The 26,251-nt window shown below is 65.4% G+C and carries 21 protein-coding genes; 11 read left to right on the forward strand and 10 right to left on the reverse strand.

Features of this window, described 5'->3' with window-relative positions; translation table 11 throughout:
* Positions 1–229 precede the first annotated feature (229 nt).
* The 3 genes from ABIB90_RS05685 to ABIB90_RS05695 form a co-directional block, all read right to left on the reverse strand.
* Positions 230–3,388: a multidrug efflux RND transporter permease subunit gene (locus ABIB90_RS05685; RefSeq protein WP_354200411.1), complete on the reverse strand. Its 3,159-nt coding sequence runs from the start codon at positions 3,386–3,388 to the stop codon at positions 230–232.
* 161 nt (positions 3,389–3,549) lie between these two features.
* Complete coding sequence (locus ABIB90_RS05690; protein ID WP_354159371.1) at positions 3,550–4,743, reverse strand: efflux RND transporter periplasmic adaptor subunit; 1,194 nt, start codon at positions 4,741–4,743, stop codon at positions 3,550–3,552.
* 231 nt (positions 4,744–4,974) lie between these two features.
* On the reverse strand, positions 4,975–5,994 hold the full coding sequence (locus ABIB90_RS05695) for an SAM-dependent methyltransferase (protein WP_354200412.1): 1,020 nt from the start codon (positions 5,992–5,994) through the stop codon (positions 4,975–4,977).
* Between the two features lie 234 nt (positions 5,995–6,228).
* Here ABIB90_RS05695 and ABIB90_RS05700 point away from each other — a divergent pair, with 234 nt between their 5' ends.
* From ABIB90_RS05700 to ABIB90_RS05715, 4 genes are all read left to right on the forward strand, one after another.
* Positions 6,229–7,248, forward strand: a complete 1,020-nt coding sequence (locus tag ABIB90_RS05700; RefSeq protein WP_354159374.1) for a flagellar motor protein MotA — start codon at positions 6,229–6,231, stop codon at positions 7,246–7,248.
* 4 nt (positions 7,249–7,252) lie between these two features.
* Entirely contained in the window at positions 7,253–8,281 is a 1,029-nt protein-coding gene (locus tag ABIB90_RS05705) for a peptidoglycan -binding protein (protein ID WP_354200413.1), read from the forward strand.
* Complete coding sequence (locus ABIB90_RS05710; RefSeq protein WP_354200414.1) at positions 8,281–8,727, forward strand: GNAT family N-acetyltransferase; 447 nt, start codon at positions 8,281–8,283, stop codon at positions 8,725–8,727. The genes ABIB90_RS05705 and ABIB90_RS05710 overlap by 1 nt, the downstream gene beginning before the upstream one ends.
* 111 nt (positions 8,728–8,838) lie before the next feature.
* On the forward strand, positions 8,839–9,060 hold the full coding sequence (locus ABIB90_RS05715; protein WP_007599912.1) for a hypothetical protein: 222 nt from the start codon (positions 8,839–8,841) through the stop codon (positions 9,058–9,060).
* Positions 9,061–9,561: 501 nt separating this feature from the next.
* Here ABIB90_RS05715 and ABIB90_RS05720 read toward each other — a convergent pair.
* Complete coding sequence (locus ABIB90_RS05720) at positions 9,562–11,388, reverse strand: ABC transporter ATP-binding protein/permease (protein WP_354200415.1); 1,827 nt, start codon at positions 11,386–11,388, stop codon at positions 9,562–9,564.
* A 212-nt stretch (positions 11,389–11,600) separates the two neighbouring features.
* Here ABIB90_RS05720 and rpmE point away from each other — a divergent pair, with 212 nt between their 5' ends.
* Positions 11,601–11,828, forward strand: coding sequence for a 50S ribosomal protein L31 (gene rpmE / locus ABIB90_RS05725; RefSeq protein WP_007599895.1), 228 nt, complete (start codon positions 11,601–11,603; stop codon positions 11,826–11,828).
* A gap of 197 nt (positions 11,829–12,025) precedes the next feature.
* Here rpmE and rcdA read toward each other — a convergent pair whose 3' ends face one another.
* Complete coding sequence (rcdA, locus tag ABIB90_RS05730; protein WP_354200416.1) at positions 12,026–12,535, reverse strand: protease adaptor protein RcdA; 510 nt, start codon at positions 12,533–12,535, stop codon at positions 12,026–12,028.
* 576 nt (positions 12,536–13,111) lie between these two features.
* A complete protein-coding gene (locus ABIB90_RS05735) occupies positions 13,112–13,303 on the reverse strand; it encodes a DUF1192 domain-containing protein (protein ID WP_007599892.1) in 192 nt (63 codons plus the stop codon).
* A gap of 111 nt (positions 13,304–13,414) precedes the next feature.
* Here ABIB90_RS05735 and ABIB90_RS05740 point away from each other — a divergent pair, with 111 nt between their 5' ends.
* Both ABIB90_RS05740 and ABIB90_RS05745 read left to right on the forward strand, forming a co-directional pair.
* On the forward strand, positions 13,415–14,413 hold the full coding sequence (locus tag ABIB90_RS05740) for an NAD(P)H-quinone oxidoreductase (protein ID WP_354200417.1): 999 nt from the start codon (positions 13,415–13,417) through the stop codon (positions 14,411–14,413).
* A gap of 154 nt (positions 14,414–14,567) precedes the next feature.
* Positions 14,568–17,444 (forward strand): EAL domain-containing protein, encoded by a 2,877-nt coding sequence (locus ABIB90_RS05745; RefSeq protein ID WP_354159387.1) that lies wholly within the window; start codon positions 14,568–14,570, stop codon positions 17,442–17,444.
* Between the two features lie 109 nt (positions 17,445–17,553).
* On the opposite strand, the gene ABIB90_RS05750 is transcribed toward ABIB90_RS05745, so the two are convergent.
* The gene (locus tag ABIB90_RS05750) at positions 17,554–17,826 is read right to left on the reverse strand and encodes a DUF7662 domain-containing protein (RefSeq protein WP_007599886.1); all 273 of its coding nucleotides are present in this window, start codon (positions 17,824–17,826) and stop codon (positions 17,554–17,556) included.
* Positions 17,827–17,970: 144 nt separating this feature from the next.
* Between ABIB90_RS05750 and ABIB90_RS05755 the strand changes: the two genes are divergently transcribed.
* A complete protein-coding gene (locus ABIB90_RS05755; protein ID WP_354159389.1) occupies positions 17,971–19,467 on the forward strand; it encodes a sensor domain-containing diguanylate cyclase in 1,497 nt (498 codons plus the stop codon).
* Positions 19,468–19,638: 171 nt separating this feature from the next.
* Here ABIB90_RS05755 and ABIB90_RS05760 read toward each other — a convergent pair whose 3' ends face one another.
* The gene (locus tag ABIB90_RS05760; RefSeq protein WP_007599884.1) at positions 19,639–20,514 is read right to left on the reverse strand and encodes a UTP--glucose-1-phosphate uridylyltransferase; all 876 of its coding nucleotides are present in this window, start codon (positions 20,512–20,514) and stop codon (positions 19,639–19,641) included.
* Positions 20,515–20,717: 203 nt separating this feature from the next.
* Between ABIB90_RS05760 and ABIB90_RS05765 the strand changes: the two genes are divergently transcribed.
* Both ABIB90_RS05765 and ABIB90_RS05770 read left to right on the forward strand, forming a co-directional pair.
* Positions 20,718–22,115 (forward strand): lytic murein transglycosylase, encoded by a 1,398-nt coding sequence (locus ABIB90_RS05765; RefSeq protein WP_354200418.1) that lies wholly within the window; start codon positions 20,718–20,720, stop codon positions 22,113–22,115.
* A 171-nt stretch (positions 22,116–22,286) separates the two neighbouring features.
* Positions 22,287–23,969: an SGNH/GDSL hydrolase family protein gene (locus ABIB90_RS05770; protein ID WP_354159393.1), complete on the forward strand. Its 1,683-nt coding sequence runs from the start codon at positions 22,287–22,289 to the stop codon at positions 23,967–23,969.
* Positions 23,970–24,130: 161 nt separating this feature from the next.
* Here the strand turns inward: ABIB90_RS05770 and ABIB90_RS05775 are convergent, their stop codons facing one another.
* Positions 24,131–24,505 (reverse strand): CsbD family protein, encoded by a 375-nt coding sequence (locus ABIB90_RS05775; RefSeq protein WP_007599877.1) that lies wholly within the window; start codon positions 24,503–24,505, stop codon positions 24,131–24,133.
* A 73-nt stretch (positions 24,506–24,578) separates the two neighbouring features.
* Positions 24,579–25,316: an SDR family NAD(P)-dependent oxidoreductase gene (locus ABIB90_RS05780; RefSeq protein ID WP_354200419.1), complete on the reverse strand. Its 738-nt coding sequence runs from the start codon at positions 25,314–25,316 to the stop codon at positions 24,579–24,581.
* A 98-nt stretch (positions 25,317–25,414) separates the two neighbouring features.
* On the opposite strand from ABIB90_RS05780, the gene ABIB90_RS05785 reads away from it, so the two are divergent.
* A complete protein-coding gene (locus tag ABIB90_RS05785; RefSeq protein ID WP_354200420.1) occupies positions 25,415–26,194 on the forward strand; it encodes an SDR family NAD(P)-dependent oxidoreductase in 780 nt (259 codons plus the stop codon).
* Positions 26,195–26,251: the final 57 nt, after the last annotated feature.

Genomic DNA, 26,251 nt, shown 5'->3' on the forward strand with positions numbered 1-26,251 from the left:
GGCTTGCTCCGCCTCTCCCGCTTGCGGGAGAGGCCGACGCGCCCCGGGCGATGCGAAGCATCGTCCCGCGCGCGGCGGGTGAGGGCTCTCACCACACGGGGGCATCCTCCGCAATTCTCGACAATCCCGACGCGGAGACACCCCCACCCCAACCCTCCCCCGCAAGCGGGAGAGGGAGCCCACTGCCGATGCCGCCGCACGTGCGCGCCATATGCGATTTCCCGGCCGTTCAGTGGCCGGCCCTTGCCGGCGCGGGCGGCCCATACATCTCGGCCTCCTTCGCCACCTTCTCCCGATCCCCGCCCAGCACGCGTTGCACCGAGACGAAGAACACCGGGACCATCAGCAGCGCCAGGATCACCACCGCGATCATGCCGCCCATCACGATGCTGCCGAGTGCCTGCTGGCTGGCGCCGCCGGCGCCATGGGCAATCGCCATCGGCAGCACGCCGCAGATGAAGGCGAGGCCGGTCATCAGGATCGGGCGGAAGCGCAGGCGGCAGGCCTCGATGGTGGCGTCCACCAGCGGCTTGCCCTCTTTCCGCAGATCCTTGGCGAACTCGATGATCAGGATCGCGTCCTTGGCCGCAAGGCCGATGATGGTGATCAGGCCGACGGTGAAATAGACGTCGTTCGGCAGGCCGCGCAGCATCGCTGCAACCACCGCGCCGACAATGCCGAGCGGCACGGTGAGCAGCACCGCGAGCGGAATGGTCCAGCTCTCGTAAAGCGCGGCCAGACACAGGAACACCACGAACACTGACAGCCCGAGCAGGAACGGCGCCTGCGAACCCGACAGTTTCTCCTGGAGCGACTGCCCGGTCCATTCATAGCCGAAGCCGCGCGGCAGCTTGCCTGCGAGCCGTTCCATCTCGGCGATGGCATCGCCCGAGGTGAAGCCGGGTTTCGCCTCGCCCGAGATGCGCACCGCCGGATAATAATTGAAGCCGGCAATCTGCGTCGGTCCGCGCGCCCATTCCACGGTGGCAAACGACGAGAACGGCACCAGCTGGCCGCGGCTGTTCTTGACGTTGTAATTGAGGATGTCCTCGGTCCGCATACGGTCGCGGGCATCGGCTTGCACCACGACGCGCTGCATGCGGCCGCGGTTCGGGAAGTCATTGATGTAGTTCGAACCGAGATTGGTCGAGATCGTGTTGTTGATGTCCTCGAAGGTGACGCCGAAGGCGCCGGCCTTTTCTCGGTCGATCACGAGATTGACCACGCCGGCCTCGGGCAGGCCTTCGACATAGACCTTCTGAAGCACAGCGCTTGCATTGGCCTCCGCGATCAACTGATCGGCGGCGCGCATCAAGGCCGGATAGCCCTTCTGGCCGCGGTCCTGGAGCCGGAACGAGAAGCCCGAGGAATTGCCGAGATTGTCGATCGGCGGCGGCTGCAGCGCGGAGATTTTTGCGTCGCGGATCGACGACGACAGATCGCGGTTGATGTCGGCAACGATCGCCGCTGCCGAATCCTTCGGCCCGCGCTCCGACCAGTCCTTCAAGGTGATGAAGGCCTGCGCGGTGTTCATGCCCTGGCCGGAGAAGCTGAAGCCGGTAAGAAAGGTGACGTTGTCGACGCCCGGCCGTTGCGCCAAATATTTTTCCACTTTCTCGATCACTGCCTCGGTCCGGCCATAGGACGAATCCGACGGCGTCTGCACGTCGGTGGTGACGAAGCCCTGGTCGTCGACGGGGAGGAAGCCGCCGGGCAGATTGACGAAGGCCCAGGACAGGCCGGCGAGCAGCGCGACATAGACCAGCATCAAGCGGCCGGTGCGCTTCAGCGAGAAGCCGATGGTGCGGGAATAGCCCTCCTTGCCGCCCTCGAGCATCCGGTTGAACCAGCCGAACACGCCCTTCCTGGCGTGACCGTGGCCGGCAGCGACGGGCTTGAGCAGCGTCGCACACAGCGCCGGCGTCAGCGACAGTGCCAGGAAGGCGGAGAAGCCGATCGCGGCGACCATGGTCACGGAGAACTGGCGGTAGATGATGCCGACTGAGCCCGGGAAGAACGCCATCGGCACGAACACGGCCATCAATACCAGCGTGATGCCGATGATGGCGCCGGTGATCTGCGACATCGCTTTGCGCGTCGCTTCCTTCGGCGGTAGCCCCTCCTCGGCCATGATGCGCTCGACGTTCTCGACCACGACGATGGCATCGTCGACCAGGATGCCGACCGCGAGCACCATGCCGAACATCGAGAGCATGTTGATGGAGTAGCCGGCGAGCAGCAGCGTGGTACAGGCGCCCAGCAGCGCTACCGGCACCACGATGGTCGGAATGATGGTGTAGCGGATGTTCTGCAGAAACAGGAACATCACCACAAACACCAGCACGATGGCTTCGACCAGCGTCGACAGCACCTTCTTGATCGAGGCCTCGACCACGGGCGTGATGTTGTAGGGAATCTCGTAGCCGATATTGGCCGGGAAGAAGCGCGACAGCTCCTTCATCTTCTCTTCGACGGCGCTCGCGGTCGCCAGCGCATTACCGGTCGGCGACATCAGCACGGAGAGGCCGGCGGTCGGCTTGCCGTCGAGACGGGTGTTGAACTGGTAGCTCAGGCCGCCGACCTCGATGCGCGCGACATCGCGCAGCCGCACGGTCGAGCCGTCGGCATTGGCGCGCAGGATGATGGTGCCGAATTCATCCGGGGACGAGAGCTGGCCCTTGACCAGCACCAGCGCGGAGGTGCGCTGGGTCGAGGTCGACGGTTCGGCGCCGATGCTGCCGGAAGCGACCTGCGCGTTCTGCGCGGCAATGGCCTTGTTGACGTCGTCGGCGGTCAGGCCATAGCCGACCAGCTTGGCCGGATCGACCCAGACGCGCAGGCTGCGTTCGGTCGAATACAGCGTGGCGCGGCCGACGCCGGGGATGCGGCGGATCTCGCCGAGCACGTTACGGATCATGAAGTCGCCGAGACCGACCTCGTCGAGGCTGCCGTCGGTCGAGTTAAGCGTGATGATCTGGAGCACCGCGCTGGAGGCTTCCTCGATCAGAATGCCCTGCTGGATCACCGCGCGCGGCAGCCGCGCCTCGACGCGCTTGATGCGGTTCTGCACCTCGACCGAGGCGGCGCTGGTATCGGTGCCCGGTACGAAATTGGCGATGATCTCGACCTGGCCGAGCGAGTCGCTGGTCGATTCGAAATTGAGGATGCCGGAGGCGCCGTTGAGCTCCTCCTCGATCAGCCGCGTGACGCTGTTGTAGAGGTTCTCGGGCGAGGCGCCGGGATAGCTGGTCGAGATCGAAATCGAGGGCGGCGCAATGATCGGATATTGCGCGATCGGCAACAGCGGAATCGAAATTGCGCCGACCAGACAGATGAACAGCGCGACCACCCAGGCGAAGATCGGCCTGTCAATGAAGAAGCTCGCCATTACCGCTTTTAACCTCGTTGTTTCACTAGTCCCTCATGGTGAGGATCGCGAAGCGCGTCTCGAACCATGAAGGCCCGGCTCTCGCCCGTGGCCATCCTTCGAGACGCCCGCTTTGCGGGCTCCTCAGGATGAGGGATCAAGACAGTCGCGACGCCCGAACGTTACCGCATCAGCTTCTGGGCGTGCCGGTTGTCGGCGGTCGCATCCGCTTCCGACCAGGATTGCGGCTTGACCCTGTCGCCGGCGGCGAACTTCTGGAAGCCTTCGACCACGACCTTGTCGCCGGCCTTCAGCCCGTCGGTGACGAACCAGATTCCGTCCTGCACCGAGCCGGTGCGCACCGGCTGTACCGCGATGTGGTTGTCGTCCTTGACGACGAACACCTCACTGCCGCCGCCGCCATTGCGCTGGATCGCCTGCTGCGGCACCGCGATCGCATCGCTATCGAGGCCCTGGTCGATGCGGACGCGGACATACATGCCCGGCAGCAATTCGCGCTTGGGGTTGCGGAACTCACCGCGCAAGGTCACCTGACCGGTATTGGCGTCGACCTTGGCATCCGAAAACAGCAACTTGCCGTCGAGCGAGTAGAGCGTGTTGTCGTCGAGCACGAGATGCACCTTGGCGGCGTCAGGCGCGATGCGCTCGAGGTCACCGCTCTCGAAGGCGCGGCGGAGCTGGTTGAGCTCGTTCACCGACTGGGTGAAATCCGCATAGATCGGATCGAGCTGCTGGATCGTGGCCAGATTGGTCTCGTTCTGGACCGCGAGCGCGCCCTCGCTGACCAGGGCCGCACCGACGACGCCGTCGATCGGCGCGCGCACGGTGGCGTAATCGAGATTGAGCTTGGCGCGCGCGAGATCGGCCTTGCGGCCCTCGACCTCGGCATGGGCCTGGCGCTCGGCCGCGATCGCCTTCTCGTTCTCGGCTTCGGGCGCGGCGCGCTGGCTGGTGAGCGTGGCGATGCGGCGCGCCTGCTGCTGCGACTGCATCAACGCGGCCTCGGCCTTGGCGACCGCGGCATCGTTGGCCATCACCTCGACCTCGAACGGCCGCGGATCGATGCGGTACAGCGGATCACCGGCCTTCACCTCGCTGCCCTGTCGGAACAGACGCTCGACCACGATGCCGGACACGCGCGGCCGCACGTCGGAGACGCGCGTCGGCGCAATGCGGCCCGGCAGCTCGCGCACAACGGCGCGCGGCTGCGGCTTGACGATGACGATGCTGACGTCGGGGTCGTTGGGCTGGGCGGCTGAAATGGCGGAACTGGATTCGTCGCAGCCTGCCAACAGCGGCGTAAAGGCCGCGAGCATCATTGCAACGCATGCCGATCGCGCGCGAAGTCCTGACATGAAGTTAAGTGCCCCGATATTGTTGAAACTGATCACGGTCCGCGCGAGGCCCGTTCTGGGCCATGACACGCGGCTGATGCCGCCAAAATAGAGGGGACGTGCTGCGACGCAACGCACCTTGCGGGCGGCCCAATGTCACACGGTCTATGGTGCTGACTTCAGTACGCTTTTCGCGCCTCACCCGATTGTGAGTCCGGTTCCACCGCCGCATGCTGCGACGGAACATCGCAATTACGCCGCCGCCCTCATCCGGTAGTGGCTGACGCCCCATTCGTTGCCATCGGCATAGCCGAACAGGCCCGAGGTCGCGAGAAAGAACCAGCGCCAGCGCCGCATTCGCTGGGCCGTCTCCTCGCCATGGACGTTGCGCAAGGCCGCCTCGATGGCATCGCGATGCGTGTCGAAATTGGCGAGCCAGTCGTTGGCGGTGCGCTGATAATGCGTGCCGCTCCAGCACCATTCCTTCTCGACCGTGAAGATATCGTCGAATTGCCTGACGAGGTGGTGGCTCGGCATCAGCCCGCCCGTGGAGACGCGCTGCGCGATCCAGTCGTCGCGATCGGCCCGGTCGAACAGGTGAGAGCCGGAGCGATGGGCGACGATGTGCATGAAGAACCGCCCCTCCGGCGTGAGCCACGCGCGCAGGCGCGTCATCAGCTTGCGCCAGTTCATCACGTGCTCGAACATCTCGACCGACACGATGCGGTCGAATTGCCCGTCGGGCGCGAACACGTTGATGTCCGCGCAGATCACGCGCAGGTTGAGGAGACCGCGCAGCCGCGCCTCTTCCTCGATATGGGCGCGCTGCGCCTGTGAGCTCGACACCGCGGTGACCTTGGCGTGCGGAAACTGCCGCGCCATCCACAGCGACAGCGAGCCCCAGCCGCAACCGAGCTCGAGGATGGTCTGGCCGTCGGCGAGAGCGGCATGCTCGGCGGTCTGGCGCAGCGCCTCCTCCTCGGCCTCCCGCAAAGTGGTCGCGTCGGTCTTGTAGAAGCAGCAGGAGTATTTGCGGTTGGGGCCGAGCACCTTCGCAAAGAACGAAGCGGGCACCCCGTCGTGCCCGACATCGGCGTCCTCGGCGATCGGCCGCAGCATCATCCGCCCGGCGAAGGCGGCATCGTCGGCCCCGCCCAGCGCGGACAGCCGCGTCACCGTGCGCGAGCACAGGCGCTGGATCGCCGCGCGGATCACGACATCAGGCAAAGGCACCCGTTCGGCAGTCCCGATGATCGCGGACACGACGCTCATGCGACGACTCCGTCTTTGGGCGGCAGATCTTGGACGGCAAGTCTTGGGCGCCAAGGGGAAAAGTGCGAACTGAACCTGTGGAATGCCGACGATTTGGAAAGTATGTCCTTACCAAAGCCCGGTTTCAGCTTTGGGTTCCCCAGCTCTCCCCGAAATCGGCGCATCCGGCGCTTTTTTTGGGCGGGCGCTGTGCCATAGTGCGCCCCGCAAGCAAGTTAACGGATGATACCGGCCATGCCGCCAGGCGCCTCGCCCCGCTCCTCCCTCGACATCGAATATACCAAGCTATCGTCGCCCAGCGTCTTCCTGGTGCGGATGCTGGTCTTCCTGGTGCTCTGCACCCTGGTGGGGGTGGTGCTCTACAAGCAGATCATCCAGGCCTTCTTCGCCAATCCCGGGCTCAATGCGCTGATCGGCGGCGTGCTGTTCATCGGCATCATCCTGGCCTTCCGCCAGGTGATCCGGCTCTACCCCGAAGTCTCCTGGGTCAACAATTTTCGCATCGCCGACCCCGGCCTTGCCCCCGCCCGCCACCCCAAGCTGCTGGCGCCGATGGCGATGATCCTCGGCGGCGAGCGCACCGGGCGGATGTCGATCACCCAGACCACCATGCGGCACCTGCTCGATTCGATCGCGACCCGCCTCGACGAAGCCCGCGACATCTCCCGCTACATGACCGGGCTTCTGGTCTTCCTGGGACTGCTCGGCACCTTCTGGGGCCTGATCGAGACGGTCGGCTCGGTCGGCAAGGTGATCGACGGGCTCAAGGTCGGGGGCGATTCCGGCGCCCTGTTCGACACGCTGAAGGAGGGGCTGGCCGCCCCGCTCGGCGGCATGGGCATCTCGTTCTCGAGCTCGCTGTTCGGTCTCGCCGGCTCGCTGATCCTGGGCTTCCTCGACCTGCAATCGAGCCAGGCGCAGAACCGTTTCTACACCGATCTCGAAGACTGGCTTGCCACCACCGTGCGCGAATATGGCAGCGGCGAGATGGCTGTCGCCGCCGGTGGCGGCGGCATTGCCAGCGGCGAGCTTCAGGCCGTCGTCGAGCGCTTGCGCACGGTGCTCGAGGAAGGCAGCGGCAGCCGCGGCACCACCGCGGCGATGGCAAGCCTCGCCGAAGCCATCCAGGCGCTGGTCTCGCATATGCGGACCGAGCAGCAGATGATCCGCGAATGGGCCGACGGCCAGGGCGAGCAGAACCGCGAGATCCGGCGCCTGCTGGAGCGCATCGCGCGTCAGCCCGAGAAGGGGTAGCGACATGGCACTGGCGCGCGGCCGCCGCGGCGATACCTCCTTCAACTACTGGCCCGGTTTCGTCGACGCGCTGTCGACGCTGGTGCTGTCGATCGTGTTCCTGCTGTCGGTGTTCCTGGTGGTGCAGTTCTTCCTGTCGCAGGAGGTCACCGGCAAGGACAAGGCGCTGGAGCAGCTCAACGCCAAGATCGCGCAGCTCAACGAATTGCTGTCGCTGGAGAAGCTCGGCAAGCTCACACTCGACGACCAGGTTTCGTCGCTGAAGGCCGGCCTCGCTTCGGCGGAAAGCGAGCGCGACCGCATCAAGGGCCTCTATGAGGGGCTGGCGGCCGCCGGCAACGACGCGCAAGGCAAATCCTCCGAGCTCGGCAAGGCGCTGGACTCCGAGAAGGCGGTTTCGGCCCGCGCGCTGGCGCAGATCGAGGTGCTGAACCAGCAGATCAACGCGCTGCGGCGGCAATTGGCGGCACTGGAAGAAGCGCTCGACGTCTCCGAGAAGCGCGACAAGGAATCGCAAAATCGCATCGCCGATCTGGGGTCTCGCCTGAATGTCGCCCTGGCGCAGCGCGTGCAGGAATTGTCGCGCTACCGCTCGGAATTCTTCGGCCGCCTGCGCGCCATCCTCGGCAACCGCCCCGACATCCGCATCGTCGGCGACCGCTTCGTGTTCCAGTCCGAAGTGTTCTTCGACACCGGACAGGCGGTGCTGCTGCCCGAAGGCCGCGCCGAGCTCGACACGCTCGCGACCGCATTGATCGATCTCGACAAGAAGATCCCGAACGAGATCCCCTGGGTGCTGCGCGTCGACGGCCACACCGACGTACGTCCGGTCAACGGTCCGAACTTCAAGTCGAACTGGGACCTCTCGGCCGCCCGCTCGATCTCGGTGGTGCAATACCTGATCTCGCTCGGCGTGCCCGCCCAGCGCCTGGTCGCCGCCGGCTTCGGCGAATTCCAGCCGCTCGACACCGCCAACACCGAGGAAGCCTACAAGCGCAACCGCCGCATCGAGCTGAAGCTGACGGAGCGGTAGTGAGCGCCCTCCAGCTCCGCCCTTACCGACCCGAGGACGAGGCCGCCTCGATCGAGCTCTGGCATCGCACCTGGCAGCAGGCCTATCCGCAGATCGACTTCGCGGCGCGCCTGGACTGGTGGCGCGAACGCTGGCGCAAGGAGCTGGTGCCGAAAGCCTCGATCGTGGTGGCGGAGCAGGACGGCGCACTCACCGGCTTCGTCACCATCGACGGCGACGGCTATCTCGACCAGCTCGTGGTCGATCCCGCGCATTGGGGCTCGGACGCGGCGCGGCTGCTGGTCGACGAGGCCAAGCGCCTGTCGCCTGCGGGCGTGACGCTGCTCGTCAACAAGGACAACAGCCGCGCCATCCGCTTCTACGAGCGCAACGGCTTTGCGCGTGCCGGCGACAAGGTGAACCCGACCTCGGGCCGGCCGGTGCTGAAGATGATTTGGCAACCTTAGATTCTGGTGACCTTGATTCTGGCGGGCGTGACGCCCATCACGTCGGGATCCCGGGACGTCAGCTAGTCGTTGTGACCGGGAGTTGCGCCGGCAAGCGGATGGAGATGACCGATGAAACTGAGCGATCTGGCCAAGGGGTCTTCGGTCCTGCTCGGCGTCATCGTCGCCGGATATGTCTCGACGAGCTATGTCGACCAACGCCTCGCCACGCCGGTCAAGACGACGAGTGCTCCGACGCATGGCCTTGAGCCATCGGCCTGCGTTGATGAGGACGGGAGCTGGAAGAACTGGCCATGGCCGAATGTGCCGGCGCTGTCGCCGAAGTGTCGATAAGCGGCGCTGTCGCGTAACTCGCCGCGAGGCGCTCTCGGCTCAAGCGGAGCTCAAGATCGAAATGCCAGCTTTCAGCCTGGCGGAGCGCGCGGTGGCTGTCTTCGCGGAGCCGGATCGACTCATCGATCGCTCGCTGCGCCCGCTCCAAAAGCTCGAGGGTCTCTTTGCTGTACGGCTGGGCCATGAGGCGCACTCCCGTTGAGGCGGGAGCACAAATCATCTCTCAGGCACCGACGCCTACGGACGAGCCTTTGGCCGGCGATACCTGATTAGGCGCCACATCTGGGGGAACTGCAAGGTTCATCCACTCATCCGCTCGCTACGAAGGAAGACGATGTTGCGCGAAGCGCCTGCCAAAATCTCCGCTGTCATTCCCCGCGGAGGCGGGGAATCCAGTACGCCGCGGCCTCTCCATTGATCACTACCGTCTCGGAGTACTGGATCGCCCGCCTGCGCGGGCGATGACACTGTGAGTGGGGCGGCAGTCCGGACTGCCTCGCCTCACGCCCCCTCGAACTGCAGCCTCGCCAGCCTGGCATAGAGCCCGTTCGCGGCGACCAGCTCCGCATGCGTGCCCTGTTCGACGATCCTGCCCTGGTCCATCACCAGGATGCGGTCGCAGGACAAGACGGTTGCGAGGCGGTGCGCGATCACGAGGGTGGTGCGGTGGCGCATCAGCTCTTCCAGCGCGGTCTGCACCAGCGTCTCGCTTTCGGCATCGAGCGCGGAGGTGGCTTCGTCGAGCAGCAGCAGCGGTGCATCGCGCAGGATCGCGCGCGCGATCGCGATGCGCTGGCGCTGGCCGCCTGATAGCGTCACGCCGCGCTCGCCGAGCGGGGTGTCGAAACCTTCGGGCAGGCGGCGGATGAACTCGGCGGCATGCGCGAGCTCGGCGGCGCGCTCGACCTCGGCATCGGTGGCATCGGGCCGGCCGAAGCGGATGTTGTCGCGGGCGCTTGCCGCGAACACGTTGGATTCTTGCGGCACCAGCGCGATGCGCGAACGGAATTCACGCGGATCGGCGGATTTGACCGGCACGCCGTCGAGCGAGATCGCGCCGCTGCGCGGATCGTAGAAGCGCAACAGCAGATGAAAGATCGTGCTCTTGCCGGCGCCGGACGGACCGACGATGGCAACCTTCTCGCCGGGGCGCACGGTGAACGACACGGCATCGAGCACATTGACGTCGCGCCGCGCCGGATAGGCGAAGCTGACCTGGTCGAAGCCGACTTCGCCGCGCGCCGGCACCGGCAGCGCGCGCGGCGACGTGGGCGCGGTGATGTCCGGCTGCACATGCAGAATCTCGAACAGGCGCTCGGCAGCGCCGGATGCCGCCGAGATCTCGCCCCAGACCTCGCTGAGCTGGCCGAGGCCAGCCGCGGCGAAAGCCGCATAGAGCACGAACTGGCCGAGCCGGCCCGGCGTGATGGTGCCAGTGAGCACGTCGTGCGAGCCGATCCAGAGGATCGCGACCACGCTTGCGAACACGATGAAGATGATGATGGCGGTGAGCACGGCACGGGCCTGCGTGGAGGTGCGCGCGGCTTCATAAGCCTGCTCGACCTCGCCGCCGAAGCGCCTCTCGGCGAGGCTCTCGCTGGTATAGGCCTGCACGGTGCGGATCGCGCCGACCAGCTCGCTCGCATAGGCGGAGGCCTCGGCCAGCGTGTCCTGCGCATTGCGCGACAGGCGGCGCACCCAGCGCCCGAAGGCGACCAGCGGCAGCACGATCAGGGGAATCGCGAGCAGCACGAAGCCTGACAGCCGCGGGCTGGTGATCACCATCATCGCCGCGGCCCCGAAGAACATCATCAGGTTGCGCAGCGCGATCGAGACCGAGGCGCCGACGGAGGATTTGATCTGGGTGGTGTCGGCGGTGAGGCGCGACACCAGCTCGCCGCTGCGCGCGGAATCGAAGAAGGCCGGCGACAGCGACAGCAGATGGGCGAAGACGTCGCGCCTGAGATCGGCGACGATGCGCTCGCCGATCGTCATCACGAGGTAGTAGCGCGCGGCGCTTGCGAGCGCGAGGACGGCGACGACCGCGATCATCACCGAGAAGTAGCTGTTGATCAGCTCGATGCCCTCGGGCGTCAGGCCGAAATCGATCATCCTGCGCACCGCGACCGGCACCAGCAGGGTGGTCAGCGCCGCGATCGTCAGCGCGACAAAGGCCAGCGCCGCCCGGCCGCGATAGCGCGCCACATAAGGCGCAAGCGCCAGCAGCGGCCGCAGCTTGGCGCGGCTCTTCGCCGGCGCCTCGATCAGGTCGGCCTCGATCGACGGGGCTTCCGCGGGCCCGGTTTCAAGCCGTTCAACTGCGCTCATGAGATCCGACCAAAAGACAAAGAGAGGTGCTCCGCTCCAGATAGGCCGGGCGAGCGGGAGTGGCAAATCCGGGATGTCCCTTAGGGGGCCGCCCGGTCCCCTACCAAGGCCCTGCAATGGCTTGTTTTACAGGGCCTCGTGGGGTATAGACCGCGCCAAATCCGTCATTCGATAGCCACTCAAGTGAGGCGCCGGGGCGCCGAGGAATTGCCATGAAAGCCGAAATTCACCCGAACTATCATACGATTAAGGTCGTGATGACCGACGGAACCGAGTACCTGACCCGCTCCACCTGGGGCAAGGAAGGCGATACGCTGAACCTCGACATCGACCCCAAGTCGCACCCGGCCTGGACCGGCGGCAACGCGCAGCTGATGGATCGCGGCGGCCGCGTCTCGCGCTTCCAGAAGAAGTTTTCGGGCTTTCTCAAAAAGGATTGATCCGGCCGCAAGGCTGGAGACGAAAACGCCCCCGGAGAGCCGGGGGCGTTTTTTGTTTTTGGGGCGATGTGCTCTCGACCAGGCCGAGAACTCGTAGGGTGGGCAAAGCGTAGCGTGCCCACCAACCTTGATTGCGATTCTGAGAGAAATGGTGGGCACGGCGCTGCGCGCCTTTGCCCACCCTACCGCACCTGCGCTTACCGCTCGAACGCTGCCTTCAGCGCGTTGAGATGCGGCACCAGCGGATTGCCGATCGAGGAATGATCGACGGGCGGGGTGTGGATGGTGGTGTCCAGGCGGCGCACGCGGGTCTGGAGGCTCATCGAGCGATGGATCAAATCCTGGAGCTGCGACGGCAGCTTCTCGATGCTGTCGATTGAGCCGGGATCGGCGGCGGAGAGCTTGACCTTGGTTTTTTCGCGGTTGGCCTGGCCCAGCGTCATCTCGCCTTCCTTCACTGCGCGGTGCAGCAGCAGCCACGAGGCGAGTTGCATCAGGCGGGTGGTCAGACGCATGCTCTCGGTCGCATAGGTGAGGCTGACGGCGCGATCGAGCGCCTTGGCCTCGGTGCGGCCGGCGCCATCGAGATAGGCGGCGGTCTCTTCGACCAGGTCCATGCCCTCGCGGAACAGGACGCCGAACGCCGCAGAATTGGTGAACCGCTCGCTGAGTTGAACGAGAGCACCTTCGGCTTGCAAACGTTCCATGGTTAACGCCCCTTACGCAACTGTCTGACTGCCCGGCTTTGGCGCCGGCTTATGATGAACAAATCATTGCGCGGGCGCGACGCCGAGTCCAGTGACAAGCGCGGATATGGTTTCCGCGGGTCTTTGCCCGGAATTCAACCGCGGCGAGATGCAAAAAGGCGGAGCTGGGCGCAAAAAAGAGCCGCCGGAAAACCGGCGGCTTTGAAAGTTGATAACAGGGAGGCGTCAAACAGAGTGGACAGGAGCCACTCGGTGTCCAAACAAGGACAGTTCCCAGTCATAAACTCGAAAGCTTAATGTGGAGTAAACGAGCGATTATTTTGAGGGTTCGTTAGCCATGTCGGTCAGTGGCCGAGTGGGCGGTGGAACGAATTCTTCACGCGCATCCGCAGCGAAGGCCGAAACCAGACCCTCATGGTGAGGAGCGCGCTCTTCGCGCGCGTCTCCGGACGATGCTTCGCATCGCCGGGACCATGCAGGCCCTGCTCTCGCCCGCGGCCATCCTTCGAGACGCGCGTGCCGCGCTCCTCAGGATGAGGACCGTGTGTGAGGCCAGCCCCGCTCCAGCGTCGGACCCTACGACTTGAAAACGCTGTTGGCCGCATCGCGCGAGGCGCGCTTCTTTGTTGTGGCTTCTTCCAATCTTGCGATCTCGGCCTTGAGCAGCGCGATGCGTTCGGTCAGTTCCTCCACTGACAAGAGTGAGAGATCCTGTCCGATGTCATGGCTGATCTTTTTGCGCGGACGGTCGTCGTCTTCCATCGCCATCCTTGTTCCTCCTGCGTTCGCATCACAAGCGGCTGAGGCGGTTGCCAGCCTGCATTGCGCTGGCTAAGCAATGGCCTCGTTCCATCCCGCACCTTTGCTCAAGGACACATCATGGACAAGCTGCCCGCGCAAATGACCGTGGTCGCCATCTCCAGACCCGGCGGACCGGAAGTGCTGGTGCCGGAACAACGGGCGCTGCCGCAGCCCGGTCCCGACGAGATCCTGGTCAAGGTGCAGGCCGCCGGCGTCAATCGGCCCGACGTCGCGCAGCGCTCCGGCGCCTATCCGCCGCCGCCCGGCGCCAGCGACCTGCCCGGCCTCGAGATCGCCGGCGAAGTGGTGGCCGTCGGCAGCAACGCCAAGCGGCACAAGATCGGCGACAAGGTGATGTCGCTGGTCGCCGGTGGCGGTTATGCGCAGTACTGCATTGCCCAGGACGGCCAGGCGATGAGCGTGCCGCCGTCGCTGTCGATCAAGGAAGCCGGCGCACTGCCGGAAACCCTGATGACGGTCTGGCACAATGTGTTCGAGCGCGGCGGCCTGAAGGCCGGCGAGACGCTGCTGATCCATGGCGGCTCCTCGGGCATCGGCACCATGGCGATCCAGCTCGCAAAAGCGTTCGGCGCGAAGGTGATCGTCACCGTCGGATCGCAGGACAAGATCGATGCCTGCCTCAAGCTCGGCGCCGATCGCGCCATCAACTACAAGGACGAAGACTTCGTCGCCGTGGTCAAGGCGGAGACGAACAATGCCGGCGCCAATCTGATCCTCGACATGGTCGCCGGCGACTATGTCGATCGCAACTATGACGCCGCCGCGCTCGACGGCCGCATCGTGCAGATCGCAACCCTCAACGGGCCCAAGGTCACCGTCAACATCGCCAAGGTGATGGTGAAGCGCCTGACCCACACTGGCTCGACGCTGCGCCCCCGTAGTAATGCGGACAAAGCGGCGATGGTGGCCGCGATCGAGGCGAAAGTGATGCCGCTGTTGCGCGAAGGCCGGGTCAAGCCGCTGATGGACAGCACTTTCCCGCTGGAAAAGGCATCCGACGCGCACCGGCGGATGGAAACCTCTGCACATATTGGCAAAATTGTGTTGGAGGTCTAGGCCAGCGGCCCACAGGGCAAGCCGGAAACCCTTTGATTTTCCTCGCTTTCGTGGCATCTATCGCGACGCACCGAACCACTTTGTTCCGTTCGGAAAACGCCGTGCACCGAAGAGCCTGCACCGAAGAGTTTGCGTCGAACGCGGAGAACTGACCTTGCGTCTGATCAGGTGCCTCGCGCCCATAGCGCTGGGCCTCATGATTCTCGTCTGCGCGTTCCCGGCGCGCGCACTCGACGCTGTCAGCGTCCGCGGTGACGCGCCCGCAATCGACCTCACCGGCGTGCTCGAGCATCAGCGCAGCGACGCCGACCGCATCCAGGTTTCCACCGCGCCCGGCACCGACGGCATCGTCCGCCGCATCGAGGTGCGCGCCCGCGAAGGCGGCCAGAACTGGGTGGTGTTCGCGCTCGCCAACAACACCGACGACCAGCTCGACCGCCTGATCGTCGCCCCGCATTACCGCATCGTCTCCTCGGGGCTACTCTGGCCCGACCTCGGGCTGTCCCGCATCGCGACCATCACGCCCTCGACCGGCGACCGGCCGGAGCGGCAGGAGAGCCCGACCGCCGACGTTTTCCGCGTCACCCTCGATCCCGGCGCCGTCGTCACCTTCGTCGCGGAGCTGCGCACCGACAAGCTGCCGCAGCTCTATCTGTGGGAGCCGGAATCCTACAAGGACAAGGTCAACTCGTTCACGCTGTACCAGGGCATCGTGATCGGCATCTCCGGCTTGCTGGCGCTGGTGCTGACCATCCTGTTCGTGGTCAAGGGCAGCATCATGTTCCCGGCCGCCGCGGCGCTGGCCTGGGCGGTGCTGGTCTATATCGGCGTCGATTTCGGCTTCTGGGGCAAGGTGCTCGACATGTCGAACAACGCCGAGCGCATCTGGCGCGCGGCGGGTGAGGCGATCCTGGCGGCGACGCTGCTGGTGTTCCTGTTCGCCTATCTCAATCTCAGTCGCTGGCACGTGCGGTATTCCCACATCACGGTGGGCTGGCTCGCGTTCCTGGGCTCGCTGGTTGCGCTGGCCCTGTTCGACCCCGCGGTGGCCTCCGGCATCGCGCGCATCTCGCTGGTGCTGATCGCCTTCGCCGGCTTCGCGCTGATCGTCTATCTCTCCACCCACGGCTTCGACCGCGCGGTGCTGCTGATCCCGACCTGGTTCCTGCTGGTGGTCTGGGTGGTCGCGGCCGGCATGACGGTCGCAGGCTCCGTCACCAACGACATCGTCGGCCCTGCCCTGCTCGGCGGCCTCGTGCTGATCGTGATGCTGATCGGCTTCACGGTGATGCAGCATGCGTTCGCGGGCGGCGGCGCCACCACCGGTGTCGTCTCCGACATCGAGCGCCGCGCGCTGGCGCTGGCTGGTTCCGGCGATTTGATCTGGGACTGGGACGTGTCCGCCGACAAGGTCTTCACCAGCCCCGAGACCGAGGCCCTGCTCGGCCTCAAGCGCGGCACGCTGGAAGGCCCGGCCGCCTCCTGGCTGGAAGTGCTGCACCCGCTCGACCAGGACCGTTTCCGCGCCGCGCTCGACAGCGTGCTCGACCAGCGCCGCGGCCGCCTGGTGCAGGATTTCCGCCTGCGTACGCCGGACGGTCACTTCATGTGGTTCGCGCTGAAGGCGCGCCCGGTGGTCGGCTCCGACGGCGAGGTCTCGCGCGTGGTCGGTACCCTCACCGACGTCACCGAGCTGCGCAATGCCGAGGAGCGCCTGCTGCACGATTCCGTGCATGACAATCTCACCGGCCTGCCCAACCGCAAGCTGTTCATGGACCGGCTCGGCGCCGTCGCGCATTTCGCCAAGACCATGCCGATGCTGCGGCCGACGCTGATGGTGATCGACCTCGATCGTTTCAAGCAGGTCAACGATTCCGTCGGCATCGCGGTCGGCGATTCCATCCTGCTGACGCTGGCCCGCCGCCTCACCCGCATCCTGAAGCCGCAGGATACGCTGGCGCGGCTCGCCGGCGACCAGTTCGGCCTGATCCTGCTCTCGGAGCAGGACCCCGCCCGCATCACCGCCTTTGCCGAGACCATCCGCAAGACCATCCGCGCGCCGATCGCCTTCAACGAACGCGAGATCTTTCTCACGGCCTCGATCGGCCTTGCCTTGTCCGATCCGCAAGTTCAGCTCACGGACGAGATCATCAAGGACGCCGAGCTTGCGATGTATCACTCCAAGCGTATCGGCGGCGACCGCATCGACGTCTACAAGTCCGCGATGCGCGCGCGAAAAACCGATCGGCTGACGCTGGAGAGCGAACTGCGCCGCGCCATCGAGCGGCAGGAGCTCACGATTCTATATCAGCCGATCGTACGGCTCGAAGACCGTTCCGTCGCCGGCTTCGAGGCGCTGGTGCGCTGGGATCATCCCAAGCTCGGACGCATGGCACCGTCGGAATTCATCACCATCGCGGAAGAGACCGGCCTGATCATCGACCTCGGCATGTTCGTGCTCGACCAGACCGCCAAGCAGCTCTCGATCTGGCAGCGTGCGATGCGCTCGCGCGAGCCGATCTTCGCATCCGTCAACGTCTCCTCGCGGCAATTGCTGCGCCACGATCTGATCCACGACATCCGCACCGTGCTGTCGCGCTCCTCGGTCGCGCGCGGCACGCTGAAGCTGGAATTGACGGAATCGCTGGTGATGGAGAATCCGGAGCACGCGGCGCAGATGCTGACGCGGATCCGCGAGCTCGGCACCGGGCTGTCGCTCGACGATTTCGGCACCGGCCATTCGTCGCTGGCCTATCTGCAGCGCTTCCCGTTCGACACCATCAAGATCGACCAGTCCTTCGTGCGCACCACCAACCGCGGCACCCGCCCGGTGATCCTGAAGTCCATCATCGCGCTCGCGCACGACCTCGGCATGGACGTGGTCGCCGAAGGTGCCGAGACCGATTCCGACGCGGTCGAGCTCTACCAGATGGGCTGCGAATACGCGCAGGGGTTTGCCTTCGGCGAACCCATGGACGCCGACGCCGCGATGCGCCTGCTCACGGAAGTGCGCCTGGAAGCGGCGAGCTGATCTCAACGCGAGTCCGGTCCCGTAGGGTGGGCAAAGGCGAACTTGCGCCGTGCCCACCATCAATCCAACATTGCAACAGAGGTGGTGGGCACGCTTCGCTTTGCCCACCCTACGATACTGGCCGCCGCCGGTCGCTCTTCAGCTTCGTGAACCGCACGCTCGCACCGTCCGGCATTCGCATCGCCTTGAAACCCGCGGCGAGGCAGGCTTCGCGCTGGGGCATCTGGATGTCCGGGCTGCGCAGGCTGTCCCACCATGAGGCACGATTCGCCGCGCGCGGCAGGGCCGCGCCGATGATCTCTTCGATCTGTTCATAGGTCAGCACGAATTCCGCCTGCTTCTGCCGCATCAGATAATCGCGCAACGCGTCGTAGTCGTTCACCGCTGTCCTCTTCGCTGGTCGAAGCCCCGCTTTGCCCAAAAACGTCAGCCGCGGAAACCAATTTTTAACTCATTCCGGCAGCGCCGTCCCGGCTTAAACACTGCTCAAGCTTTCGGGCGCATTCACTAATGTCGGGAGCAAATGATGTTGTCTCGATGGCGCGACGTCACGGCCCGGCGGCCATGGCGGCTTTCGGCGAAACTGCTGATCATCTCGTCCGTGGTGACGGTGATCGGCTTTTCCGCCATTTGCGTCAACGTCATGCTGGACATGCGCCGCGGCGAGGAGGCGCTCGCCCGCCAGACGTTGGAAAACCTGGCGACGACCATCGAGTCCGACGTCAGCCGCAACATCGAGATCTACGACCTGGCCCTCAAGGCGGTCGCCAGCAACATGCTGCTGCCGGAAATCGGCACGGTCTCGAAGCCGATCCGTCACCTCATCCTGTTCGACCATGCGACCACGGCGAGGCATTTCGGCGCGATCCAGGTGTTCGACGCCGACGGCCGGCTAACCATCGACGCCTCCACGCTCGATCCCGTTGCCGAGAACCGCAGCGACGAGGATTACTTCAAGGCTCATCGCGACAATCCGGACGCAGGCCTCTTCATCAGCCGTCCGATGCTGTTCCGCGGCGCCTATTCGATCGTGCTGAGCCGGCGTATCAGCGACACCGACGGGGGCTTCCTCGGCGTCGTCGCCGGATCGATCCGCTTCAGCTATTTCCACGAATTGTTCGAGCGGCTGAGCCTCGATGCCGACGACACCATCACCGTGCTCAGGCGCGACCGTACCGTCATGATGCGGCGGCCGTTTGATCTCGACGTGATCGGCACGAATCTGGCCAACCGGCCGGTCTGGAAGGCCGAAAATCTGAAGGTCGGCGGCGCATTCGCCGGACAGGGGCCGATCGACGGCACGCCGCGGCTCTATGTCCGTAGTAGTGGGAGCAGCCCGCTATTCGTGGTGGCAGGCAAGCCACTGAACGCCGTGTTCGAGCTCTGGCAGAAGGAAGCCTACCGCATCGGCGCCGTGGTGCTGGCGCTCAGCGTGTTCATGCTGGCATCGACGCTGGTGCTCGCGCGCGAGATCGGCCGGCGCGCCGAGGCCGAGCGCAAGCTCGAGGAGATGGCGACGACCGACGCGCTCACCGGCCTGAAGAACCGCCGCAAGTTCGACCAGGTGATCGACGTCGAATGGCGCCGCGCGATGCGGCAGCAGACGCCGATCGCGCTCTTGATGATCGATGCCGATCATTTCAAGGCTTACAACGACACCTTCGGCCATCAGGCCGGCGACCAGGTGCTGGTCGGCATCGCCATCTGCATTTCCGATTCGGTGAGCCGCGCCAGCGACTGCGCCGCACGCTATGGCGGCGAGGAATTCGCCGTGCTGCTGCCGGGCACCTCGGTCACGGACGCCCTCCATGTCGCCGAGAAGATCCGCGCGAAGGTGCAGGGCTGGTCCGACGACCACACGAGTTCGACGGTGTCCTGCGGCATCGCGAGCCTCGTTCCCACCACCGGCATGGACTGGCCGCTGCTGGTCGCCGCCGCCGACAAGGCCCTCTACGCCGCAAAAGCCGGCGGCCGCAACCAGTCGGTGGTCGCGAGCCTGCCGAAGCTGTCGCTGGTGGCGTGAGTCTCGGCGTTGGAGCGTGTCGTCCCGGCGAAGGCCGGGACCCATACCGCGAGGTCTATCGATCGCAAACCGATAGAAGTACCGAACGACGAGTCTTCGCCAAACTGCTCCCTGGGGGTATGGGTCCCGGCCCCCCGTGCGCAATTGCGCACTAGGCCGGGACGACAGAGACTACTGCCCCAAATACTTCTTCATTTCCGCAATGAGCCCGTCACGCAGCTCCGGCCGCTTCAGGCCGTAGGCAATGTTGGCGCGGAGGAAGCCGGGCTTGGAGCCGCAATCGTGGCGCTCGCCCTCGAACTCGACGCCGTAGAATTTTTGCGATCTGGCAAGGCCGATCATGGCGTCGGTGAGCTGGATCTCGCCGCCGGCGCCGCGCTCCTGGGTCTCCAGGATCTTGAAGATCTCCGGCTGCAGGATGTAGCGGCCGGTGATCGAAAGGTTGGAGGGCGCGGTGCCCTTGGCCGGCTTCTCGACCATGCCATCGACCTCGAACATCTTGCCGGTGCGTTTGCCGACGCCGCAGATGCCGTATTGATGGGTCAGATGATCGGGCACCGGCTCGACCGCGATGACGTTGGATTTTTCGCCGAGCTTACTGGCGGTGTCGATCATCTGCTTCAGGCAGCCGGGCGAATTGAGCACGAGTTCGTCCGGCAGTACGACCGCGAACGGTTCGTTGCCGACGATGTCGCGCGCGCACCAGACCGCGTGACCGAGGCCGAGCGGCGCCTGCTGGCGGGTGAAGCTGACGGCGCCGGCTTCGGGCTGGTTCTGCGCCAGAACGTCCTGCTCGGTCTTCTTGCCGCGCGCGGCCAGCGTCGCATCGAGCTCGAACATCCGATCGAAATGATCTTCGATGACACTTTTGTTGCGGCCGGTGACGAAGATGAAGTGCTCGATGCCGGCTTCCCTTGCCTCGTCATAGACGTACTGGATCAGCGGCTTGTCGACGATCGTCAGCATTTCCTTCGGCATCGCCTTGGTGGCGGGCAGGACGCGGGTGCCGAGGCCGGCAACGGGAAATACGGCTTTGCGGATTTTCATGGGATTGATCGAATACCTGAGGAACACGTGAAGGGAGCAATGGCATCTTGCTAGCTTGTTTGCAGCCGCCAACAAAGGCGGATGTGGGGCCTCATCCTCACAGAGTTAAGAAAAAGGCCACCATCAAAATTTCACCTTTGTTAAGCTGTTGGCAACCGTAACCAGGCCTCCTGAGGGCAGATTTTGGCCGGACAGGTGTGGACATGATGCAATCAATGGCAGGGCTGGCGAAACGGGGCGGGTCCGTGACCGGTGCGACGATGATTGCGGCCGCCCTGCTGTTCCCGCTTCCCGCCGGCGCGCAGGCTCAGAACGGTCTGTCCAATCTGTTCGGCGGTATTTTCTCAGGCCCGAACCCGGCGACTTCGCAAGCAGCGCCCGGATCCAGCGGCGCTCAAACGGGAGTTCAACCCTGGACCGGCGAGGACGGCGCCTCCGGCCATCCGCTGATGACAGCCGCCGCGATCCGCGAGGCCGCGGGTAGCTTCAACAATTGCGTCGCAGGGATGTGGCCCGATGCCGCACGGCGCAACATCACGCAGGAAAATTTCCAGCGCTTCACGGCAGGCCTCGCGCCCGATCTGCGCATCATGGACCTGATGGACTCGCAGCCCGAGTTCACTAAGTCGATCTGGGATTATCTCGACATCCTCGTGAACGACAACCGCCTCGCCAAGGGCCGCGAGGTTCTCGCCAAGTACAAAGCGCAGTTCGACGCCACTGAAAAAGCCACCGGCGTCGACCGCTATATCATCGCCTCGATCTGGGGCATCGAGTCCAACTACTCGACGCAGATGGGCGATCGCAGCGTGCTGCAATCGACCGCGACGCTCGCCTGCATCGGGCGCCGCCAAGCTTACTTCAAGGACGAATTCCTCTCGGCGCTGGAGATCCTCAACCGCGGCGATCTCAGGCCCGAACAGTTGCGCGGCTCCTGGGCCGGCGCCTTCGGCCCGACGCAGTTCATGCCGACCGCGTTCAAGCGCTTTGCCGTGGACGGCGACGGCGACGGCCGGCGTGACGTCGTCGACAATCCCTCCGACCTGATCGCGTCGACCGCCAACAATCTGAAGAAGGACGGCTGGCAGGCCGGCCAGACCTGGGGCTACGAGGTCGTGGTGCCCCAGGGCTTCAACTACATGCTGGCCGATCGCGCCAAGGCGATGACGATGGCGCAGTGGGAGAAGCTCGGCCTCAAGCGCCCGGCCAACCAGCCCTTCCCGCATCCAGCCGAGAAGGCCTATCTGCTTGCGCCGGCCGGTGCCCAAGGGCCGGGCTTCCTGATGCTGCAGAACTTCCGGGTCATCATGAAGTACAATCCGGCCGAGGCCTATGCGCTGGCGATCGGCCATTTCGCCGATCGCCTCCGCGGCGGCCAGCCCTTCGTGCAGCCTTGGCCGCGGCAGGAACGGGAGCTGTCCCGCACCGAGCGGCTGGAACTCCAGCAGCTGCTGGCCCAGCGCGGCTTCTACAAAGGCACCCCGGACGGCCAGTTCGGCGGCCAGACCCGGGAGGCCCTGCGCAACTTCCAGGCCTCGATCGGGGTCCCCGCCGACGGTTTTGCCTCCTCCGACGTGCTGGACCGGCTGCGCGGGCGGTAAAATCGCGTCGAAAGTAACCCTGAACGGGGATTTTGGCATGCAGCCTTGACGGCGGCGCCTGTTCCTCGGCGTATGGGTCAAAAATCTGCAACAGAATCTGCCCGTTTGGCGCCCGATTCCGTTATTATATCGAGCGTGTCCCGATCCCCCATTGCGCGTGCCCGAGATCGCATGTCGAAGAAGTCCCTGCTCAAGGCGCTGACCGAGACCGGCCCGTTGATCGCGCTGGGGACGGCGCTTGCGATTCTGGTATCGGTTGCCGGCCCGGCCTCGGCGCAGTTCTTCAACTTCCCCGGCTTCGGCGGTCCACCGCAGCGCGCGGCCCCGCCGCCGCGCAATGGCGGAGGCGGCGGCTGGTTCGGCGGAGATTTCTTCGCGCCGTTCCAGCAGCAACAGCAGCAGGCGCCGCGCCAGGATTTTTCGCGCGCGCCGGCGCCAGCCAAGCGTGACACCACGCCCGACAAGAACGTGCTGGTGATCGGTGACGCCATGGCCGACTGGCTCGCCTACGGCCTGGAAGACGCCTACACCGAGCAGCCCGACATGGGCGTGATCCGCAAGCACAAGACCACATCCGGTCTGATCAAGTACCAGCCGAAGGGCGAGCCCTCTGATTGGGTGGCTGCGGCCAAGGGCATTCTCGAGACCGAGAAGCCTGAAATCATCGTCGTCATGCTCGGCCTCAACGACCGCATCTCGATCCGCGAGCCGGTGGCCGAGAAATCCGACAAGGCCTCGGACAAGGACAAGAAGAACGACAAGGGCGCCCGCGCCAAGCCGCAAGGAAAGCCGGGTGACAAGCCGGGCGATGCCAAACCCGACACGGCCGCCAAGCCGGACGACAAGCCCGCCGACACCGACCTGCCGCAGGATGATGCCGATAACGCCGACACGCCTGCGGCCGCGCCCGAAAAGACGGCGCGCAATCCGAACGGTGTCTACGAATTCCGCGACGAGCGCTGGGTCGAGCTCTACGGCAAGAAGATCGAGGAGCTCGCCAACGCCCTCAAGGCCAAAGGCGTGCCGGTGCTCTGGGTCGGCCTGCCCGCCATCCGCGGTCCCAAGGGCACCGCGGACATGCTGTTCCTGGATTCGCTCTATCGCGAAGGCGCGGCCAAGGCCGGCATCACCTATGTCGACGTCTGGGACGGCTTTGTAGACGAAGCCGGCCGCTTCCTTCAGAAGGGCCCGGACTTCGAAGGCCAGATCCGTCAGCTCCGCAGCGGCGACGGCGTCTATTTCACAAAACCCGGCGCGCGCAAGCTCGCGCATTATGTCGAGCGCGAGATCACGCGCCTGCTCGCAGGCCGCTCCGGCCCGATCGCGCTGCCGAGCGAGCCGGCGACACCCGATACCAGCGCCGAGCCCGGCAAGCCCGCACCGCGGCCGCTGGCCGGCCCGATCGTGCCGCTGGTTGCGGCCTCGATCTCGACCGATCAATTGCTGGGTGGGCCGGGCTCGCGTCCTGCCGCCGTCGATGCGCTCGCTGCGAAGACGATGGTGAAGGGCGAGCCACTGGCTGCGCCTGCCGGCCGCGCCGACGATTATGCCTGGCCGCGCCGCGAAGTCGGCCGCGAGCAGGCCAAGGGCGATACGCCGGTCGCCACGACGACACCCGATGGCGGTACGCCGGGTGCGGCCGCAGCGATCGCCCCGCCAAAGCTTGCGCCGAAGAAGCCACCGGCGCCGCAGCAACCGGCACAGGCAGCGCCATCGATGCGCGATTTCTTCGGCTTTGGCTCGCCGCCGCCCCCGCCGCGTCAATTGGCGCCAGCGCCGCGCAATCCGACTCCCAACCCCGCGATCCCGCGGCCGCCTGGCAATGTCGGGCGATCGGCGGAAGTGTTCCGATAATTTTTGTAAGCTGAGGTCTTCGTGTCCCGGACGCTCTGCAGCGTGAAACGCTGCTGCGCAGAGCCGGGACCAGCACGTCCAACAAGAATGGGCCCCGGCTCAGCAACGCGGCGTTACACGCCGTGTTGCGTCCGGGGCCTGATGCTTATCGTGCGTTGGCTTTAGCCGTAATAGCGCCAGCGCGGCGGCGGGCGGCGCGAAGGCCGTGCCATCAGCAACGCGAGGGCGAAGCCGATACCGCCGGCGACCAGCAGCGCGCCGAGCGGGTTGTCCTGCACCTTCTGGGCAATCGCCTGCGAACCGTCGCGCAAGGTTTCGGCCGGCTTGTCATAGGCGTCCTTGGCATAGCTGGCCGCGGTGTCCGTCGCGTCACGGACGGCATCCTTGGCTTGGCCGTAGAGATTCTGCACGGAGCCTGCGGCTTCCCGCGCCTTGCCCGACGCCTGTGTCTGCGCATCGCCTGCGAGATCACCGACAGCGCCTTCCGCGCGTCCGGCGAATTCCTTGGCCGATCCGACAATCCGATCTTTATCCATGATGCTCCTCCTCGGGGGTCAGCCCAAGTAACCGATCAGGAGCGGCGCAGTTCCATGTGACTTGAAATTGGACTCAAAGAACGAGCCCGCCGTCGACGACCAATGTCTGGCCGATGATGTAGGACGACAGCGGCGATGCCAGGAACAGCGCCGCGCCCGCCATGTCAGCCGGCGTGCCCAATCGCCGCAGCGGAATGCGCGAAAGTGCACCTTCGAGCCGCTTGGGATTGTCGGTCGTCACCTTCGTCATCTTGGTGTCGACCAGACCGGGCGCGATGCCGTTGACGCGGATGCCGTCTTCGGCCCAGGCCTCGCCCAGCGTCCGCGTCAATCCGACCGCGCCCGTCTTCGACGCGTTGTAAGCAGGATTGCCCATGGTGGAATGATAGGCCGCGGTCGAGGACACCATGATCAGCGATCCCCGCGAGTCCCGCAGCATGGAATGAAAGCGCGTGGCGCAGGCCATCAGGCTCATCAGATTGACCTCGACGACGTTGCGGAAGCCCGCCATCTCGAACTCGCCACGGCGATAGAGCACCGCGCCCTGCGCGAGCACCAGGATATCGAGCCGTTCGAACGACGGCTTGAACGCTTCGACCGCTCCGGCATTGCCGACGTCGAGCTGCGCGTAGGAAAGACCGGTGAGATCCGAGCCCTCCGCTTGCGAATATTCCTTCGCGTGAGCCCGCGTGCCGCAGACCGCTACTTGCGCGCCCCTGACGCGAAAGGCTTGCGCGATGCCGTTGCCGATGCCGCTGGATCCGCCGACGACCAGCACCTGCTTGCCTGGGAAATCGAGTTCGTTCGTCATCGGGGCCTCCCTTTTGTTCTGCTTGTTTGACCTGTCTGCGGATCGATGCCAGCCTTGTCCATCTCATAACAAGAAACAAGACGCCGCGAGGAAACAGCATGGCCGATTTCAAACAACTCAGCCGGTCCGTGAAGGGCCTGACCGTTCTCGTCACCGGCGCGGCCAGCGGCATGGGGCGTGCAACGGCACGCGTGTTCGCCGCTGACGGCGCAAACGTTGCCGTCACGGATTATGACGAGCAGGGCGCGCTGGCCGTCGCGAAGGAGATCGCGGCAGGCGGCGGAGCCGCGCAAGCCTGGAAGCTCGATGTTGCCGACGGCGATAAGATCAAGCGCGTGGTCGGCGACGTCGCCGCGCATTTCGGCGGTCTCGACGTCATCGTCAACAATGCCGGCATCTCCGTGCGCGTTGCGATCGACGACGAGGCCTATGAGGACGCCTGGGCCAAGGGCCTCGCGGTGATGCTAACGGCGCATCCGCGCATCATCCGCGCCGCGCTGCCTCATTTGCGCAAGTCGAACAGCCCGCGCATCGTCAACATCGCCTCGACCGAGGCGCTCGGCGCCACCGCATTGCACAGCCCCTATTCGGCGGCGAAGGGCGGCGTCGCCAGCCTTACCCGCTCGCTCGCGGTGGAGCTCGGCCGCGAAGGCATCACCGTCAACTGCATCTGCCCCGGGCCGATCCGCACCGCCATCACCGACCGCATCTCGGAGGAGCACAAGACCATCTACGCCAAGCGCCGCACCGCACTGGGCCGCTACGGCGATCCCGAAGAGGTCGCGCACATGACGCTGAGCCTGTGCCTGCCGGCGGCGTCCTTCCTCACCGGCGCGGTCATCCCCGTCGACGGCGGCCTGATGGCGCGCAACGCGTGAGAGCTGTAGCCCGGATGGAGCGCAGCGCAATCCGGGAAGGTCTTTCCGCGGCACGAT

The organism is Bradyrhizobium sp. JR4.1 (genome assembly GCF_040548605.1).
Lineage (GTDB): Bacteria > Pseudomonadota > Alphaproteobacteria > Rhizobiales > Xanthobacteraceae > Bradyrhizobium > Bradyrhizobium canariense.

Excerpts from the sequence above, each read along its gene's own strand:
- ABIB90_RS05685 (WP_354200411.1), bottom strand. The coding sequence starts at position 3,388 with ATGGCGAGCTTCTTCATTGACAGGCCGATCTTCGCCTGGGTGGTCGCG.
- ABIB90_RS05690 (WP_354159371.1), bottom strand. The coding sequence starts at position 4,743 with ATGTCAGGACTTCGCGCGCGATCGGCATGCGTTGCAATGATGCTCGCG.
- ABIB90_RS05695 (WP_354200412.1), bottom strand. The coding sequence starts at position 5,994 with ATGAGCGTCGTGTCCGCGATCATCGGGACTGCCGAACGGGTGCCTTTG.
- ABIB90_RS05700 (WP_354159374.1), top strand. The coding sequence starts at position 6,229 with ATGCCGCCAGGCGCCTCGCCCCGCTCCTCCCTCGACATCGAATATACC.
- ABIB90_RS05705 (WP_354200413.1), top strand. The coding sequence starts at position 7,253 with ATGGCACTGGCGCGCGGCCGCCGCGGCGATACCTCCTTCAACTACTGG.
- ABIB90_RS05715 (WP_007599912.1), top strand. The coding sequence starts at position 8,839 with ATGAAACTGAGCGATCTGGCCAAGGGGTCTTCGGTCCTGCTCGGCGTC.
- ABIB90_RS05720 (WP_354200415.1), bottom strand. The coding sequence starts at position 11,388 with ATGAGCGCAGTTGAACGGCTTGAAACCGGGCCCGCGGAAGCCCCGTCG.
- rpmE (WP_007599895.1), top strand. The coding sequence starts at position 11,601 with ATGAAAGCCGAAATTCACCCGAACTATCATACGATTAAGGTCGTGATG.
- rcdA (WP_354200416.1), bottom strand. The coding sequence starts at position 12,535 with ATGGAACGTTTGCAAGCCGAAGGTGCTCTCGTTCAACTCAGCGAGCGG.
- ABIB90_RS05735 (WP_007599892.1), bottom strand. The coding sequence starts at position 13,303 with ATGGCGATGGAAGACGACGACCGTCCGCGCAAAAAGATCAGCCATGAC.
- ABIB90_RS05740 (WP_354200417.1), top strand. The coding sequence starts at position 13,415 with ATGGACAAGCTGCCCGCGCAAATGACCGTGGTCGCCATCTCCAGACCC.
- ABIB90_RS05755 (WP_354159389.1), top strand. The coding sequence starts at position 17,971 with ATGTTGTCTCGATGGCGCGACGTCACGGCCCGGCGGCCATGGCGGCTT.
- ABIB90_RS05760 (WP_007599884.1), bottom strand. The coding sequence starts at position 20,514 with ATGAAAATCCGCAAAGCCGTATTTCCCGTTGCCGGCCTCGGCACCCGC.
- ABIB90_RS05765 (WP_354200418.1), top strand. The coding sequence starts at position 20,718 with ATGATGCAATCAATGGCAGGGCTGGCGAAACGGGGCGGGTCCGTGACC.
- ABIB90_RS05770 (WP_354159393.1), top strand. The coding sequence starts at position 22,287 with ATGTCGAAGAAGTCCCTGCTCAAGGCGCTGACCGAGACCGGCCCGTTG.
- ABIB90_RS05775 (WP_007599877.1), bottom strand. The coding sequence starts at position 24,505 with ATGGATAAAGATCGGATTGTCGGATCGGCCAAGGAATTCGCCGGACGC.
- ABIB90_RS05780 (WP_354200419.1), bottom strand. The coding sequence starts at position 25,316 with ATGACGAACGAACTCGATTTCCCAGGCAAGCAGGTGCTGGTCGTCGGC.
- ABIB90_RS05785 (WP_354200420.1), top strand. The coding sequence starts at position 25,415 with ATGGCCGATTTCAAACAACTCAGCCGGTCCGTGAAGGGCCTGACCGTT.